General features: G+C 57.4%; 18 protein-coding genes. 16 read left to right on the top strand and 2 right to left on the bottom strand.

Going from position 1 to position 16,322, the window contains the following annotated elements; translation table 11 throughout:
* The 14 genes from C5P05_RS09095 (at position 1) to C5P05_RS09030 (ending at position 12,964) form a co-directional block, all read left to right on the top strand.
* Complete coding sequence (locus tag C5P05_RS09095) at positions 1-723, top strand: YfgM family protein (protein ID WP_114969520.1); 723 nt, start codon at positions 1-3, stop codon at positions 721-723.
* Between the two features lie 41 nt (positions 724-764).
* Positions 765-1,868 (top strand): outer membrane protein assembly factor BamB, encoded by a 1,104-nt coding sequence (bamB, locus tag C5P05_RS09090; protein ID WP_114969572.1) that lies wholly within the window; start codon positions 765-767, stop codon positions 1,866-1,868.
* Between the two features lie 17 nt (positions 1,869-1,885).
* Complete coding sequence (gene der, locus C5P05_RS09085) at positions 1,886-3,229, top strand: ribosome biogenesis GTPase Der (RefSeq protein ID WP_114969519.1); 1,344 nt, start codon at positions 1,886-1,888, stop codon at positions 3,227-3,229.
* A gap of 150 nt (positions 3,230-3,379) precedes the next feature.
* A complete protein-coding gene (hfq, locus tag C5P05_RS09080) occupies positions 3,380-3,628 on the top strand; it encodes an RNA chaperone Hfq (protein WP_114969518.1) in 249 nt (82 codons plus the stop codon).
* Positions 3,606-4,784, top strand: coding sequence for a GTPase HflX (hflX, locus tag C5P05_RS09075; protein ID WP_114969517.1), 1,179 nt, complete (start codon positions 3,606-3,608; stop codon positions 4,782-4,784). The genes hfq and hflX overlap by 23 nt, the downstream gene beginning before the upstream one ends.
* 39 nt (positions 4,785-4,823) lie before the next feature.
* Complete coding sequence (gene hflK / locus C5P05_RS09070) at positions 4,824-6,212, top strand: FtsH protease activity modulator HflK (protein WP_114969516.1); 1,389 nt, start codon at positions 4,824-4,826, stop codon at positions 6,210-6,212.
* A gap of 9 nt (positions 6,213-6,221) precedes the next feature.
* Entirely contained in the window at positions 6,222-7,121 is a 900-nt protein-coding gene (hflC, locus tag C5P05_RS09065) for a protease modulator HflC (protein ID WP_114969515.1), read from the top strand.
* A gap of 16 nt (positions 7,122-7,137) precedes the next feature.
* Entirely contained in the window at positions 7,138-7,326 is a 189-nt protein-coding gene (locus C5P05_RS09060) for a DUF2065 domain-containing protein (protein ID WP_114969514.1), read from the top strand.
* A gap of 59 nt (positions 7,327-7,385) precedes the next feature.
* Positions 7,386-8,534: an ATP phosphoribosyltransferase regulatory subunit gene (locus C5P05_RS09055; protein WP_114969513.1), complete on the top strand. Its 1,149-nt coding sequence runs from the start codon at positions 7,386-7,388 to the stop codon at positions 8,532-8,534.
* 11 nt (positions 8,535-8,545) lie between these two features.
* On the top strand, positions 8,546-9,922 hold the full coding sequence (locus tag C5P05_RS09050) for an adenylosuccinate synthase (RefSeq protein WP_114969512.1): 1,377 nt from the start codon (positions 8,546-8,548) through the stop codon (positions 9,920-9,922).
* Positions 9,923-10,009: 87 nt separating this feature from the next.
* Positions 10,010-10,534, top strand: coding sequence for a phosphoribosyltransferase (locus C5P05_RS09045; RefSeq protein ID WP_114969511.1), 525 nt, complete (start codon positions 10,010-10,012; stop codon positions 10,532-10,534).
* Positions 10,535-10,548: 14 nt separating this feature from the next.
* Entirely contained in the window at positions 10,549-11,757 is a 1,209-nt protein-coding gene (locus tag C5P05_RS09040) for a PLP-dependent transferase (protein WP_114969510.1), read from the top strand.
* 53 nt (positions 11,758-11,810) lie between these two features.
* Positions 11,811-12,701: a DUF2189 domain-containing protein gene (locus C5P05_RS09035; RefSeq protein ID WP_114969509.1), complete on the top strand. Its 891-nt coding sequence runs from the start codon at positions 11,811-11,813 to the stop codon at positions 12,699-12,701.
* 77 nt (positions 12,702-12,778) lie between these two features.
* Positions 12,779-12,964: a hypothetical protein gene (locus tag C5P05_RS09030; protein WP_114969508.1), complete on the top strand. Its 186-nt coding sequence runs from the start codon at positions 12,779-12,781 to the stop codon at positions 12,962-12,964.
* 47 nt (positions 12,965-13,011) lie between these two features.
* On the opposite strand, the gene mnmH is transcribed toward C5P05_RS09030, so the two are convergent.
* Both mnmH and C5P05_RS09020 read right to left on the bottom strand, forming a co-directional pair.
* On the bottom strand, positions 13,012-14,088 hold the full coding sequence (gene mnmH, locus C5P05_RS09025) for a tRNA 2-selenouridine(34) synthase MnmH (protein WP_114969507.1): 1,077 nt from the start codon (positions 14,086-14,088) through the stop codon (positions 13,012-13,014).
* The gene (locus tag C5P05_RS09020; protein WP_114969506.1) at positions 14,085-14,783 is read right to left on the bottom strand and encodes an arylesterase; all 699 of its coding nucleotides are present in this window, start codon (positions 14,781-14,783) and stop codon (positions 14,085-14,087) included. Before C5P05_RS09020 ends, mnmH begins: the two co-directional genes overlap by 4 nt.
* On the opposite strand from C5P05_RS09020, the gene C5P05_RS09015 reads away from it, so the two are divergent.
* Together C5P05_RS09015 and rlmB are read left to right on the top strand one after the other, a co-directional pair.
* Positions 14,782-15,468 carry an ABC transporter ATP-binding protein gene (locus tag C5P05_RS09015; protein WP_114969505.1) on the top strand — a complete coding sequence of 229 codons (687 nt, stop codon included), beginning with the start codon at positions 14,782-14,784 and terminating at the stop codon, positions 15,466-15,468. The genes C5P05_RS09020 and C5P05_RS09015 overlap by 2 nt on opposite strands.
* Before the next feature lie 83 nt (positions 15,469-15,551).
* The gene (gene rlmB / locus C5P05_RS09010) at positions 15,552-16,319 is read left to right on the top strand and encodes a 23S rRNA (guanosine(2251)-2'-O)-methyltransferase RlmB (RefSeq protein WP_114969504.1); all 768 of its coding nucleotides are present in this window, start codon (positions 15,552-15,554) and stop codon (positions 16,317-16,319) included.
* Positions 16,320-16,322 lie beyond the last annotated feature (3 nt).

Here is a 16,322-nt window from a genome sequence, read left to right as displayed (position 1 = left end):
ATGGCAAATCATTTAGATCTAGAAGAACAAGAGCAACTCGACCAGCTCAAACATTTTTGGAAACAATACGGCAATCTCATCACTTGGTCTTTGATTGCGGTGTTGGGTGCATTCGCGAGCTGGAATTTCTACCAGTATTACCAACGCAGTCAGGCAACGCAGGCGGCTGCCATGTATGACGAAGTTGAGCGTGTGGTGAAGTCGGCAGACACTGCAAAAATTGACCGGGTTTTTGCAGACATGAAGGACCGCTTTGCATCAACTACGTATGCGCAACAGGCTGGGCTCCTGGTAGCAAAGCAGTACTACAGTGTCGGTAATATTGACGCTGCCAAGGCTGCTTTGGACTGGGTTGCCGATAAGTCATCTGATCCGGGCTACCAGGCGCTTGCTAAGCTGCGTCTCGCCGGGATATTGACAGAGTCCAAGGCTTTTGATGAGGCCTTGAAACAATTAAGTGGCGCATTTCCCGCCAACTTTGATGCGCTGGTCGCGGACCGCAAAGGCGATATATTGTTGTTGCAGGGTAAGAAGAAAGAAGCGCTTGCGGAGTATGAAAGAGCTTTCAAGAGTTTTGACGAGCGCACTGACTATCGGCGTTTGGTGGAAGTTAAGTTGAACGCACTGGGTGTGGCTGCCCAGCGTGGGGGCAACACCCCCAGTGACGTTGCTGTGGCAAAGAATGTTGACGTAGTGCCTGCGGCGTCGGAAGGGAAAAAGTGAAGCTTGATTTTCTATTGACGGCAGCCAACAGGGTCGCCCTGATGGCCTTGCTACTTGGTGTCGCAGGTTTCCTGTCTGGCTGTTCAAGTGGGCCTGAGAAGCTTAAGCCTGCCGAGTTGCCCCCCAATGCCGGTCTGCTGGGCGTTGGTTTGGCATGGCAGTTGAAGCTAGGTCTGGTCGACTTTCCACTTGATGTCAAAGTAAACGGCAATACAGTGGCAGTTGCCAGTTCCGACGGCTTGGTTGGGGCGTTTGATACTCGGACCGGTGCGGAGCTATGGCGTACCAATGTCGGTGCGCAGATCGCTGCCGGGGTTGGTAGCGATGGTCGCTTTGCGGCGGTGGTCACTCGAGGCAACGAATTGGTTGTTCTGGAGGCTGGGCGCGAGACGTGGCGTCAAAAAATACCGGCGCAAGGATTTACGGCGCCCCTGGTTGCTGGCGGGCGTGTCTTTTTGCTCGCCGCCGATCGTTCCGTAACGGCATTCGATGCACAGTCAGGGCGCAAACTCTGGACGCAGCAGCGTCCAGGTGAGTCTTTGGTGCTTCGCCAAGCGGGTGTTTTGTTGGCCGTTGGTGATACTTTGGTGGTGGGCTTGGTCGGTCGTCTCGTTGGTATCAATCCCTCAAATGGCTCTATTCGTTGGGAGTCACCTATTGCGTCACCGCGCGGCACTAACGATATTGAACGCCTGGTTGACTTGGTCGGACGTGTCAGCCGCGATGGCGATGTCGTGTGTGCACGTGCATTTCAGGCCGCTGTTGGCTGCGTTGACGCGGCACGTGGTACCTTGCTTTGGACCAAGCCGGCAATCGGTTATGTCGGCGTGCATGGTGATGACAAGTATGTATATGGCGCCGAAGGTGATGGCAAACTCGTAGCCTGGAAACGGGTGGATGGGGAGCGTGCCTGGGTGTCTGAGCGTCTGCGGTACCGCAAACTGACCGCCCCGCTGGTCGTGGGACGGTCATTGGCCGTGGGAGATGACACGGGTCTCGTTCATTTGTTGTCGCGTGAAGACGGATCTGCGCTCACGAGAGTATCTACCGATGGTTCGGCGATTGTCGCTGCGCCTGTTTTGGCTGGTGGAACGCTGGTCGTTGTCACCCGCAGCGGTGGTGTTTTTGGCTTCAAGCCTGAGTAAGTGTTGGACGTAATTTCATGAAACCTGTTTTGGCCCTTGTCGGTCGTCCCAATGTGGGCAAATCGACGCTATTCAATCGGCTGACCAAGTCTCGTGACGCGATCGTGGCTGATTTCGCCGGGCTGACCCGTGATCGTCACTATGGTAATGGCAAGCTAGGCAAACACGAGTTCATTGTCATTGACACGGGTGGATTCGAGCCAGATGCCGCCAGCGGTATTTTCAAGGAAATGGCCAAACAGACTCGTCAGGCTGTGGCGGAAGCAGATGTCGTGGTATTTGTCGTTGATGCGCGGGAAGGCATTTCTGCACAGGATCACGAAATCGCCAAATACCTTCGCCGTCTCGGCAAGCCCTGTGTGTTGGCAGCCAACAAGGCCGAAGGCATGCTTGCGGGTGCGCAGTTGGTTGAATTCTTTGAACTTGGTCTCGGTGAGGTTCATGCGATTTCCGCCGCGCACGGTCAGGGTATTCATTCTCTGGTCGAACTGGCACTTGCGCCGCTTCATTTGGCGGAGCCTGACGAGGCCGAAGATCAGCGAGAGCCTGGCGTCATCAAACTGGCCGTTGCTGGTCGCCCCAATGTTGGAAAATCCACGCTTATCAACACTTGGCTAGGTGAAGAGCGATTGGTAGCCTTTGATTTGCCGGGGACGACTCGGGACGCGATTTCCGTGCCGTTTGAGCGTAACGGTCAAAAATTCGAGCTGGTTGATACCGCAGGCCTGCGTCGCAAAGGTAAAGTCTTTGAGGCAATCGAAAAATTCTCGGTGGTCAAGACCTTGCAGGCCATTGAATCATCCAATGTCGTATTGTTGCTGATTGATGCAACACAAGGGGTTACCGATCAGGACGCCCATATTGCGGGCTACATTCTTGAAAACGGTCGTGCCGTCGTGCTTGCGGTTAATAAATGGGATGCCGTGGATGAGTACCAGCGGGAACTCGTCAAGCGCTCCATTGAAACCCGTTTGCCATTTCTGAAGTTCGCGACCATGCATTTGATCTCTGCGACAAAAAGGCAGGGTCTGGGGCCGCTTTGGGCGTCCATTGCGCAAGCGTACAAGGCCGCTAATTGCAAGATGTCGACACCCGTCTTGACACGTTTGTTGCTGGAGGCCGTACAGTTTCAGAGCCCCAAGCGTTTGGGTATGTACCGGCCGAAGTTGCGTTATGCCCATCAGGGCGGCATGAATCCGCCCGTTATTATTATTCACGGCAATTCGCTTGAACACGTTACAGACGCTTATAAGCGCTTTCTGGAAGGGCGTTTCCGCAAAGAATTTGACTTGGTTGGCACGCCGATGCGAATCGAGTTCAAAACCTCGACTAATCCTTATGCTGACAAAGCCGCCGTCTAAGGGTTTGTGAGCCAGATCGCTGCCTTAGCTGATTAGCGCCAGCGCGAGTGCCGTCAACTTTATTGTGGGTTTGGGGGCGTGCGGCTTTAGACCGCACATTGCTGTGGTATCGTCATTCCTTCTTAATTTTCTTAGAACACGGAGAATATCGTGAGCAATAAAGGCCAGTTACTTCAAGATCCCTTCCTCAACGCCTTGCGTCGGGAGCATGTGCCGGTCTCGATCTATTTAGTCAACGGGATCAAGTTGCAAGGTCAGATCGAATCGTTTGACCAGTATGTGGTGTTGCTTCGCAACACGGTCACCCAGATGGTCTATAAGCACGCCATCTCGACCATCGTGCCAGGGCGCGCAGTAAATTTTGCAACCGGTGAGGGTGACGAACCTGCAGCCGCCTGATCGCCAATCTGCCCCAACCATACTGGTTGGCGTTGATTTTGGATTGCCGAATTTCGATGGGCAGCTCGAAGAGTTGGGCTTGCTGGCGCAGACGGCGGGGTTGAATCCAGTTGCCAGGATAACCTGTAAACGAAAAGCGCCCGACGCCGCCTTATTTGTGGGGAGCGGAAAAGCCGACGAAATCAAATCGTTGGCCGCTCAGTTGGGCGCTGTTGAGGTACTTTTTGATCAAAGTCTGAGTCCTGCGCAGCAACGCAATCTCGAGCGACATCTTGAGATGCCGGTCAATGACCGCACGCTTTTGATTCTGGAAATCTTCGCTCAACGAGCGCGTAGTCACGAAGGCAAGCTGCAGGTCGAACTCGCACGAATGCAGTACCTGAGCACACGCCTGGTCCGTCGATGGTCTCACCTGGAGCGTCAGAGCGGCGGCATTGGCATGCGTGGTGGTCCCGGCGAATCCCAGATTGAGCTCGATCGCCGGATGATTGGCGACAATATCAAAAAGATCAAAGAGCGTTTGGTGAAAGTCAAGCGGCAGCGGCAGACGCAGCGACGTCAGCGCGAGCGACGCGATGCGTTCAATATTTCCCTGGTCGGCTATACCAATGCGGGCAAGTCCACGCTATTCAATGCGTTGGTCAAGGCTCGCGCCTATGCGGCAGACCAGTTGTTTGCGACCCTTGACACCACAACCCGCCAGCTTTATCTGGGCGAGGCGGGGCGCTCGGTGTCGCTGTCTGACACGGTCGGGTTTATTCGTGATTTACCGCATGGACTGATTGATGCCTTTCAGGCAACCCTTCAGGAAGCGGTGGATGCTGACCTGTTGTTGCATGTCGTGGATGCAGCCAGTCCCAATTTCCCGGAACAGATTGCTGAAGTTCAGCGCGTGTTGGGCGAGATTGGTGCCGCTGACATCCCTCAAGTATTGGTGTTTAACAAGCTGGATGTCCTTGACGCCGAACGTCGGCCCAGGCAGCTGGAAGATACTTTTGATCTGGATGGGGTTCAAACACCTCGGATATTCCTTAGTGCAAAAAATGGCGAGGGTCTTCAGGCGCTTCGACAGCAGTTGGCTCGCATGGTGAGTGGAGGCGCCTTGCCAGCACAGGATGGGGAGTATTTCCCTGAAAGCCGTGAGGCTGCCTCCTGATTGGGCACAATCCCGTAACGATTCACAAGAGAAGAAGAGATGAAACTTCATTTACGCGCCTTTCGCTGGGCTTATATGCCAGAGCGGATCAGGGGAATGTTCAACCTGAATGATCCAAGGTGGGGCCGCAACGATGACAAGCCGGCCGAGGGAGACAAGTCAGAGCCTAATCCTTCGGATGCCAATGGGCAAACTACGCCACCGAAGGGTGGAAACGAACGGGGCCAGAAGCGGGGGCCGAACCAAGGCCCTCCCGATCTCGATGAATTGTGGCGTGACTTCAACCGCAAACTCGGAGGCTTGTTTGGGGGGGTAAAAAATGCTGGTCGCGGCATTCCCGGGGGTGGTTCAGGCGGGGGTGATGGTTCTGGTGGTGGTTTTCAGCCTGACATGAAAAGCGCCGGTATTGGCGCCGGCCTGATTGCCGGCGTTGTCCTGCTGATCTGGCTGGGAACGGGGTTTTTCATCGTTCAAGAAGGCCAGCAGGCAGTCATCACTCAGTTCGGGAAATACAAATCGTCGGTGGGTGCCGGTTTTAACTGGCGCCTGCCTTATCCCATTCAACGACATGAACTGATCTTTGTGACCCAGATTCGTTCAGTCGATGTGGGGCGAGATACTGTTGTCAAGGCGACGGGCCTGCGCGAGTCAGCGATGTTGACCGAAGATGAAAATATTGTCGAGATCAAGTTTGCTGTTCAGTACCGGCTCAATGACGCTCGGGCTTATCTTTTTGAAAGCAAGAGTCCCGCAGAAGCCGTGGTTCAGGCTGCGGAAACCGCCGTGCGTGAAGTGGTTGGCAAGATGCGCATGGATGGCGCCTTGTCTGAAGAACGTGATCAGATAGCGCCTCGGGTTCGGGCCATCATGCAAAAGGTCCTGGATCAATACAAAGTAGGCATCGATGTGGTCGGCATTAACTTGCAGCAAGGCGGCGTGCGTCCGCCAGAGCAGGTACAGGCAGCTTTTGACGATGTGCTCAAGGCTGGCCAGGAGCGCGAGCGTGCCAAAAATGAGGGACAAGCCTACGCCAATGACGTGGTGCCGCGCGCTGTCGGTTCTGCATCGCGGCTGAAAGAAGAAGCGGATGCGTACAAAGCAAGAATTGTGGCGCAGGCGCAAGGCGATGCGCAACGATTCAAATCGGTGTTGGCTGAATATCAGAAGGCACCTCAGGTGACGCGTGACCGCATGTATCTTGATTCGATGCAGCAGATCTACAGCAATGTCACGAAGGTGATGGTTGATTCCAAACAGGGCTCAAACCTGCTTTATCTCCCGCTGGATAAGATTATGCAGATGACTGGGCAGGGTGCAGATGCCGCTGCATCGACAGCACCAGCCGTGCCGTCGAACACGCCCGGCACCGCCACACCTGATTTACGTGCACGGGACAACTCTCGTGCCCGTGATCGCGACACACGCTAGGAGCCCAGAATGAACAGGCTAGGTTTTATTTTTTCTTCCCTTCTGGTCGCTCTGGCGCTTGCCAGTTCGATGCTGTTTGTTGTTGATCAGCGGCAGTTTGGCGTGGTGTATGCCTTGGGTCAAATCAAAGAGGTCATTACCGAGCCCGGTTTGAACTTCAAATTGCCGCCACCATTTCAAAATGTCTCCTATATTGATAAACGCCTGTTAACTTTGGAGACCAGTGACACTGAGCCCATGTTGACAGCTGAAAAACAACGTATGGTGATCGACTGGTACGTGCGCTGGCGCATTACCGATCCCACCCAGTACATCCGTAACGTGGGTCTGAATGAGGCGGACGGCGCCAATCAACTGAACCGTGTGGTGCGCAATGCATTTCAGGAGGAAATCAACAAGCGCACGGTCAAGGAACTTTTGGCGACCAAGCGGGAAGACATAACTGCGGGCGTCAAGGCAGAGGTACTGGACAAAGTCAAGGGCAGTAAGCCTTGGGGCGTCGACGTTGTGGACGTGCGGATCACCCGCGCGGATTATGTCGATGCCATCACCGAATCGGTTTATCGACGCATGGAGGCCGAGCGCAAGCGCGTGGCCAATGAGTTGCGCTCAACCGGTGCGGCTGAAGGCGAAAAGATCCGTGCCGATGCCGACCGGCAGCGTGAAGTGACTGTGGCCAATGCCTATCGGGATGCCCAGAAGATCAAGGGTGAAGGCGATGCTGAAGCGGCCCGCATTTACGCGGAAGCCTTTGGCCGGGACCCTCAATTTGCCCAGTTCTATCGCAGTCTGGATGCTTACAAGGCCAGTTTCAACAAAAAGAGCGATGTCATGGTAGTCGACCCATCCTCTTCGGAATTCTTCAAAGCATTTCGTGGTGGCGCGGGGCCTGCGCCTGCCAAAAAATAATATTTGAAGATATAACTTGGACAGCGACGCCCTCTGGCTGGCCATGGCCCTCGTTCTGGTGATTGAGGGCCTTTTCCCATTTGTTTCCCCTGCTGGCTGGCGCCGGATGTTTGCGCAAATTCTTCAACTGAATGACGGTCAGCTCCGATTTTTTGGAATGTGCAGCATTCTTGCCGGTGCGCTGTTGATTTGGTTTCTGTTGTGAGTCATTCCGGCGTCCAAGCCCGGTAAAATCACGTTTTTAACAGCTCCTCCAAAATTTACATGTCTGCTTGGGTCTTGCCGGATCACATTGCCGATGTCTTGCCGTCCGAAGCACGGCACATCGAAGAACTTCGCCGAGACTTGCTGGACATGGCGCGTTGCTATGGCTACGAGTTGGTCATGCCTCCGTTATTGGAACATCTGGAATCGCTGCTCACCGGTGTCGGTGGGGCGCTTGACCTGCAAACATTCAAACTCGTGGATCAGCTTTCCGGGCGCATGTTGGGTCTGCGCGCCGACAGCACGCCACAGGTCGCTCGCATCGATGCACACTTGTTGAATCGTCAGGGCGTTACCCGTCTGTGTTATTGCGGGCCGGTGTTGCATACGCGGCCCGGTGGACCCCATGCCACGCGGGAGCCCCTGCAGTTTGGTGCTGAAATCTACGGCCATGCCGGGCTGGAGGCGGATCTGGAAACGCTGTTGCTGGCACTGGACTGCCTTAAGGTCGCCAAAGTGCAAGGGCCGAGTGTGGATATGGCCGACGCCCGCATCGTCAATGCCTTGCTGGATGGCGTGTCGCTCGAAGGCGACTTGCTGGCGCAAGTGCACGCCGCACTGGCCGCCAAAGACAGTAGCGAACTTTCAAGTTTGACGCATAATTTTCCGTCTTCATCGCGTCAGGGCCTGTTGGCGCTGGTGCAGCTCTACGGCGACGAAAAAGTCCTGATTGAGGCTGAAAATGTGCTCCCGCCCATACCCGCTGTGCGTGATGCGCTATCAAATTTAAAGTGGCTTGCTAGTCATCTGGAGGGGGTCAACGCGACCTTTGACCTGGCGGACCTCAGAGGTTATGCCTACTACACGGGTGCGCGATTTTCAATCTACGCCCAGGGCGCCAGTGATGCTTTGGTGCGCGGTGGGCGCTACGACGAAGTCGGCGCTGTGTTTGGTCGAAATCGCCCCGCTACTGGTTTTAGTTTGGATGTGAAGGCCTTGGTGGGCGTGCTCAAAGTACCCCCCTTGCGTGCCGCGATACGGGCGCCGTGGCGGGAAGCGGCGGACTTGCGTGGCGCCATCGCGTCTTTGCGCGCCCAGGGTGAGACTGTCGTGTGCGCCTTGCCGGGCCATGGCAGTGAAGTTGATGAGTTCCATTGCGATCGCGAGCTGATTCAGGTCGCGGGGCAATGGGTCGTGAAATCCGTTTGAGAAATACTGAAATGATCGCAACTAAAGGACGTAACGTCGTTGTCGTAGGTACCCAGTGGGGCGACGAGGGCAAGGGTAAGCTGGTCGACTGGCTCACCGAGAGTGCGCAAGGCGTTGTACGCTTTCAGGGCGGGCATAACGCAGGCCACACCTTGGTGATTAATGGGGTCAAGACGGCATTGCACCTGATTCCGAGCGGCATCATGCGTCCAGGTGTGAAGTGCTATATAGGCAATGGTGTGGTGCTGTCAGCGGCCAAGCTGTTCGAAGAGATCGAGGGCCTGGAAAAAGTCGGGATCGAGCTGCGTTCGCGCCTGCGCATCAGCGAGGCCTGCCCTTTGATTTTGCCGTTTCACGCCGCGCTGGACGTGGCGCGCGAAGCGGCGCGCGAGAAGGGCGGCAACGCCAAGATCGGCACCACCGGGCGCGGTATTGGCCCGGCCTACGAAGACAAGATTGCGCGTCGGGCGCTGCGGGTGCAAGACCTCAAGTACCCGGAGCGCTTTGCCACCAAGCTGCGTGAACTGCTGGATTTGCACAACCACGTGCTGAGCACCTATCTCAATTCTGCCGCGTTTGATTTCGGCCCCACGCTTGCACCCTACATGGTGGATGGTCAGGTGCAGTTTCAGGCCGTCTTTGATGAGGCCATGCGCCACGCCGAATTGCTCAAACCGATGATGGCCGACGTGTCGCGGGAGCTCAATGAGGCACACCTCAAAGGCGCCAACCTGTTGTTCGAAGGCGCCCAGGGCACCTTGCTGGACGTGGACCATGGCACCTACCCGTATGTGACGTCCAGCAACTGCGTGGCAGGCAATGCCGCTGCCGGTTCTGGCGTCGGTCCTGGCATGTTGCATTACATCCTGGGCATTACCAAAGCCTACTGCACCCGTGTTGGCGGTGGCCCGTTCCCGACCGAGCTGGACTGGGAGGTCGAAGGCACACCCGGCTATCACATGAGCACCATCGGCGCTGAAAAAGGCGTCACCACAGGCCGTAGCCGCCGTTGCGGCTGGTTCGATGCGGCGCTGCTCAAGCGCTCGGCACAGGTCAACGGTTTGACCGGGCTGTGCATCACCAAGCTTGACGTGCTTGACGGCCTGAAAGAGCTGCTGCTGTGCACGGGCTATGAGCTGGATGGAGAGCTGATTGACATCCTGCCCATGGGCGCCGATGACATTGAGCGCTGCAAACCGGTCTACGAAACCATCGAGGGCTGGAGTGACAGCACCGTGGGCGTGACCCAGTATGACAAGCTACCGACCAATGCACGCCTGTATTTGCAACGCATCGAGCAGGTTACGGGGGTTCCGATTCACATGGTGTCCACCAGTCCGGACCGGGATCACACCATCATGATGCGCCACCCCTACCTGGCTGACTGATTGGCCGTTCAGCAAAAAATTCAAGTGAAATAAGGCTGTAGCCCTCGTGCTATATGCGCATATAGCTATTAATTCAGGAGCAAATCCATGTTGACGGAAGACGGCAAGCATCTGTATGTGAGCTACGACGAATATCACAACCTGATTGAAAAGTTGGCCATCAAGATTCACCAGTCCGACTGGCAATTCGACACCATTTTGTGTCTGGCGCGTGGCGGCCTGCGTCCGGGCGACATCCTGTCGCGCGTTTTTGACAAACCGCTGGCCATCATGTCGACCAGTTCCTATCGCTCGGACGCCGGCACGGTACAGGGCAACCTGGACATTGCCCGCTTCATCACCACCCCCAAAGGCGACATTGCCGGCAAAGTGTTGCTGGTGGATGACCTGGCGGACTCCGGGAAGACGCTGAATGCCGTGATGAAGCAGCTTAAAGAAAACTACGCGCCCATCACCGAACTGCGCAGCGCTGTGATCTGGACCAAGGCGCTGTCGACGTTCACGCCCGACTATTCGGTGGAATTCTTGCCGACAAACCCCTGGATTCACCAGCCGTTTGAGGGCTACGACGCCTTGCGCCCGCAGCAGTTGATTCAAAAGTGGAGCGTTTGAGGGCGCAACTGACCATGGCCGATTCCACCACGACGCTGATTCATCACCCCTATACGCCCCCCGAGGGTTTCGCAGCGCCTCAGCCGGGCGTGTTCAAGGCGTCCACTGTCATCTTCCCGAGTGTTGCTGCCATGCGCAGCTTCGAGTGGAAAGACAAGACCGCCTACACCTATGGCCTGCATGGCACACCCACCACCTACATGTTGGAGGAGCGTCTGTGTACGCTGGAAGGTGGTCTGCAATGTCTGCTGCTTCCCAGCGGGCTGGCGGCGATCGCCAATGTGGCCCTGTCGCTGCTGCGTACCGGCGACGAAGTGCTCATGCCGGACAATGCTTACGGTCCGAACAAGACCCTGGCCGAGGGTGAGCTCAAGGCCTGGGGTATCAGCCACCGGTTTTATGACCCGATGAATCCACAGGATCTGGAGGCCAAGATCGGCCCTCAGACCCGTTTGGTTTGGCTGGAGGCCGCCGGATCGGTGACTCTTGAGTTTCCTGACCTGTGCGAGATGGTGCGACTGTGCAAGGCCCGTGGCGTGATCACCGCGCTGGACAACACCTGGGGTGCCGGACTGGCCTTTGCGCCGTTTGACCTGACGCCGCAAGTCAGTCCCACGTTGGGCGTCGATATCTCCGTGCATGCCCTGACCAAGTACCCCAGCGGTGGCGGCGATGTCCTCATGGGCAGCGTCATCACCCGGGATGCGTCACTGCACATGAAGCTCAAGTTGACGCATATGCGCCTGGGCTTTGGCGTGGGTGCCAACGACGCCGAAGCCGTATTGCGGTCGCTGCCGACGATGGCACTGCGCTACCGGACACATGACGAGGCTGCCCGCGAGTTGGCTCGCTGGTGCCAAACCCGTCCCGAATTCGTGCAGGTTTTGCATCCTGCGCTGCCAGACTCGCCAGGACACGCGCACTGGCGCGATCTGTGTCAGCCTGGGCCGGGCGGCGCAGCCGGGCTGTTCAGTGTGATCTTTCACCCGAAGTACAACGAAACCCAGATCGATGCGTTTTGCGACGCGCTCAAGCTGTTCAAAGTTGGTTACAGCTGGGGTGGCCCCATGAGCCTTGTCGTGCCTTATGAATTGGCATCGATTCGCAGTGGCTGGCCTGCGCACTTGAAACAGGGCACGTTGGTGCGCTTTTCGGTGGGTCTGGAAGCCCTAGCGGATTTGCGGATTGATTTATCGCAAGCGCTACAGACTTCTTTGACTTGAATCAGTGTTTACCTGAATAGGCATGGGGCCCAGACTTCGGTAGTCTGGACTTCATGAACCTATCCCCCGATTCGACCGCCACCAATGGCAGCAATCCCGATCACTCGAGAGCATCCCCGGTAACGTCGGTGTCCCCGGCCGAGCCCGCGCCGTACTTTCCGCCGCCCTCGGAGGCGCCGCTGAAAGAAATCATCAACCTGCGCCTGAGTGACCCGTTTCGCTGGCTAATGCTTGGCTGGCGGGACCTGATGGCCGCCAAGGGCATCAGCCTCTTTTATGGCATTTGCTTCTGGGCCATGGCTGCGGTGCTGGGGGCGGTGTTTCGCAATAAACCCGAATTCGTCATGTCCATCGCCTCCGGCTGTTTGCTGGTGGGGCCGTTTCTGGCCATGGGTTTGTATGAGGTGAGCCGGCGGCGCGAACAGGGCATTGCGCCCGATCTGGGCGCCTCCCTGACTTGCTGGGATTCGCATTTGCGCAGCATGGGCTTGCTGGTGCTGGTGCTGATCATTCTTGAACTGCTGTGGGGTAGGGCGTCGCTGGTGGTGTTTGCCGTATTCTTCAACACCGGCATGCCCTCCACCACGGGGGTGATCCAGGCTGTCTTCAATCCGGAAAATTGGGAGTTTCTGGCGGTTTATGCGGTGGTCGGCAGTGTGTTTGCCGGCCTGGTTTACGCCACGGCCGTGGTGTCCATTCCCATGATTCTGGACCGTGACACCGACGCCATTTCGGCCGCCATTACCAGCCTGCAGGTGGTCTTTGGCAATACGGCCGCGATGTTGCTGTGGGGCGCCTTGCTGGCTGGGCTGGTGTTTGTGGCGCTCATTCCCTGGGGCGCAGGGCTGTTGATCGTCGGACCCTGGCTGGGACACGCCAGCTGGCATGCCTACCGGGGTTCTGTGCGCTGGCTGGATGACAAGGCTGCTGTTGTTGCATCCTGAGGCAATAAAATTACGCCCGGCATACCAGGCACTGGTCATGAAATGTTAAAGTGCCCTTAACTACTTGAAAGCATACATTGGCAACACCGAATTACGGATACGAGAAGCGTCAGAAAGAACTGGCGAAGAAGAAGAAAAAAGAAGAGAAACTTAAGCACAAAGCCGATCGCAAGGTTGGTGAAGGTGCAGAGGACGGCGCGCCCATTGAGGATGGCAGCACCGATCAGGCCGCGCCTAACCCTGACACCCCCGCACAACCCTGATTTGACGCTTGCGATTGACCGGCGCCATGGCACCACATTGCCGCTGACTAAAGAGGCATCGCGCTGACCGTCTCCCTGATCAATTGCTCCGCCAATACTGCCATAGCCCCCGTCGAATGGTCGTCGGGGGCTATTATTTTTGCGTCCTCAAACTGCTGGAAGTTGCGCCGCATGGATTGCAGATAAGTCGGGTCGTAGTGCTGCGTGAGCAGTTCGCGTACCACCGGTTCGATGTGCCCGGCACGGACTGAGGCTTTCCAGCCTTCGACCACGACCTTGCCCCGTAAATCGGTCAATACCTGCAGGCGATTGCAGAAATGTTCGACGTCACGCACAAAGAAGTCATAGTCCTCCATCAGCAGGGCAACCCGTTCGGCATCCGGCAGCACCAGGTTCAGGCAAGGGCTTGCGCGCATGGCCTCGATCAGCGAGGTCGGCACTGCCACATTGCCCACTTTTTTGCTTTCGCTCTCAATGAAAACCGGTCGGTTGGGCTCCAGGCCGCGCAAGGCGTCCCACACCAGCGTATCAAAGCGCTTTTGGGTCGGTTGCGTCAGCCCTGGAATCGCGCCCAGCACCGAACTGCGATGGCAGGCCAGGCCTTCCAGATCAATGACCTGTGCCCCCTGTTGCAACAGCGCCTGCAACAGCCGGGTTTTTCCCGAGCCAGTAGTGCCGCAGATGACGCGCCAGTCCTGCGCAGCCACCAAGCGCGGAATGTCCTGCACCACAGCGGCCCGAAAAGCCTTGTAGCCACCTTCGACCAGCGTCACCCGAAAACCGATTTCGGACAGGATGAGTGACAACGATCCGCTGCGTTTGCCGCCGCGCCAGCAGTAGGCAAGCGGCTTCCAGTCTTTCGGCTTGTCGATGACCTCGCGTTCAATATGGCCGGCAATATTGCGGGCTGCGATGGCCGCACCGCGTTTTTTGGCCTCGAAGGCATTGACCTGCTTGTACAGCGTGCCAATGTCGCGGCGTTCTTCGTTGTTGAGCGTGGGCCAGTTCACGGCGCCGGGCAGATGGTCCTCAAGATACTCGCCCTCGCTACGCGCATCGATAACGGTATCGAATTCATGCAGGCGCTGGATGACTTCGGTCGCGGGCAGGGTGCTCAGGCTCATTTCAGCAACTTTTTCAATTCAGGCCATACATTGGCCAGCATGACGGGGTGGGCCTCTTCCCGAGGGTGAATGCGGTCGGCCTGAAACAAACGTGTGTTGTCGTCTGAATTCCCCGCCGTTCCGTTCGGCGCATCGGCAATGCCCTTGAGCAGGAAGGGCACCAAGGCCGCCTTGTTGGCTTTGGCCACGTCCGCAAACAGGGCGGCAAAGCGCGCGCCGTAATCCTTGCCATAGTTGGGCGGCACTTGCATGCCAATCAGCAGCACCCGGGCTCCGGCTTTTTGGGCTGCCTGCGTCATCTGGTTCAGGTTGTCTTCGGTGAGCCGCAAGGACAAACCGCGCAAGGCGTCGTTGCCGCCCAGCTCGATGATCACATGGGTTGGCTGGTGCTGCGCCAGCAAGCCGGCCAGGCGCGAGCGTCCGCCAGACGTCGTGTCGCCGCTGATGCTGGCATTGACCACGGTGGCTGGTAGTTTTTCGGCCTTGAGCTTGCTCTCCAGCAGCGCAACCCAGCCGCTGCCGCGTTTGAGGCCATACTCTGCACTCAGGGAGTCGCCCACCACCAGGATGGTTCCGGCAGGTCGTGCGGCAATGGCGGCACCCGCCGCCGGCCAAGTCCCCGCCAGAGCAGCCAGTACGCCCGCCGCGATAAAGTGTCGTCGGTACAAGTTACGTCGATACAAAGAAAGCCTCATGTCTGATTCAATTATTTCCGTCGAGCATGTTTTCAAGTCGGTCACGGATTCCACCGGCACTCTCGACATTTTGCGCGATATTGATTTTGTGCTGAACCGTAAGGAAACCGTAGCCATCGTTGGCGCCTCCGGTTCCGGCAAAAGCACGCTGCTGTCCATCATTGCGGGTCTGGATACGCCCACGCGCGGCACTGTTCGCCTGGCGGGCCAGGACTTGTTTGCCATGAACGAGGACCAGCGTGCTTATCTCCGGGCGCAAAAAGTGGGTTTTGTGTTCCAGAGTTTTCAGTTGCTCGGTAATCTCACCGCGCTGGAAAACGTGATGTTGCCGCTGGAGCTGGGCGGCAGGCGCGACGCGCGCAAGGCGGCCACCGAAATGCTGGCCCGCGTGGGCCTGTCGGAGCGTCTGGGCCATTACCCCAAGGTCTTGAGCGGCGGCGAGCAGCAGCGGGTGGCGCTGGCGCGTGCGTTCGTGGTCAAACCGGCTGTGCTGCTGGCGGACGAGCCCACCGGCAGCCTGGACTTTGCCACCGGTGAAAAAGTGATGGAACTCATGTTTGACCTCAACCTGGAGCTCGGCACCACCCTGGTGCTGGTGACGCATGACCGCGCCATTGCCGCGCGCTGTGCCCGCTGCATCACGATCGAGGCCGGGCAGGTGCTTGACGTTGTGGTCGAAATTTAAGCATTTTAGGCCGCTAGCCCTCGTCAGTAGTGCACAGGTAGCTATTGTTTTAATAGTAACCTGCAAGCCACGATAATTGGTGCATGTCTTCATCCAAAGTTTTATTCGGCTTTCATGCCGTCGGTGTCCGTCTCAAAACCGCGCCCAAATCCATCATCGAGATTTATTTCGAGCCCACGCGTCGCGATGCGCGCATGCGCCAGTTTCTTGAAAAAGCCAATGAAGTCGGTGCCCGCCTGATCGAGGCCGATGGCATCCGACTGGCCAAGCTTTGTGGCGGCCACGGTCACCAGGGGGTGGCCGCGCGGGTGCAAGAGCTGGCCCAGGTGCATTCGCTGGACGAACTGCTGGAGAACCTGGAAGCGGCGCAGGCCGAAAAACCGCTGGCCGAGCGTGAAGCGCCGCTGATTCTGGTGCTCGATGGCGTCACCGATCCGCACAACCTGGGCGCTTGCCTACGGGTGGCCGATGGCGCTGGCGTGCACGCCGTGATTGCGCCCAAGGACCACGCCGCCGGCATCAACGCCACGGTCGCCAAAGTCGCCAGCGGAGCCGCAGAAACCGTGCCTTACTTCATGGTGACCAACCTGGCGCGTACCCTGAATGAACTCAAGGAACGCAATATCTGGATCATCGGCACCAGCGACGTGGCCAGCAAAACCATCTACCAGGCGGATCTCAAAGGCCCTGTGGCGCTGGTCTTGGGCGCGGAGGGCGACGGCATGCGCCAGCTCACGACCAAGACCTGCGACGAGCTGGTCAGTATTCCCATGCGCGGCGCGGTGGAAAGCCTGAATGTGTCCGTGGCCAGCGGCGTGTGTTTGTATGAAGCCGTGCGCCAGCGCAGCTGATGT

Origin of the sequence: Rhodoferax ferrireducens, assembly GCF_003347515.1 — a bacterium.
Classification (GTDB): domain Bacteria; phylum Pseudomonadota; class Gammaproteobacteria; order Burkholderiales; family Burkholderiaceae_C; genus Rhodoferax.
The sequence above is the reverse complement of the archived record's forward strand: the minus strand, read 5'-3'. Positions and strand labels throughout refer to the sequence as shown.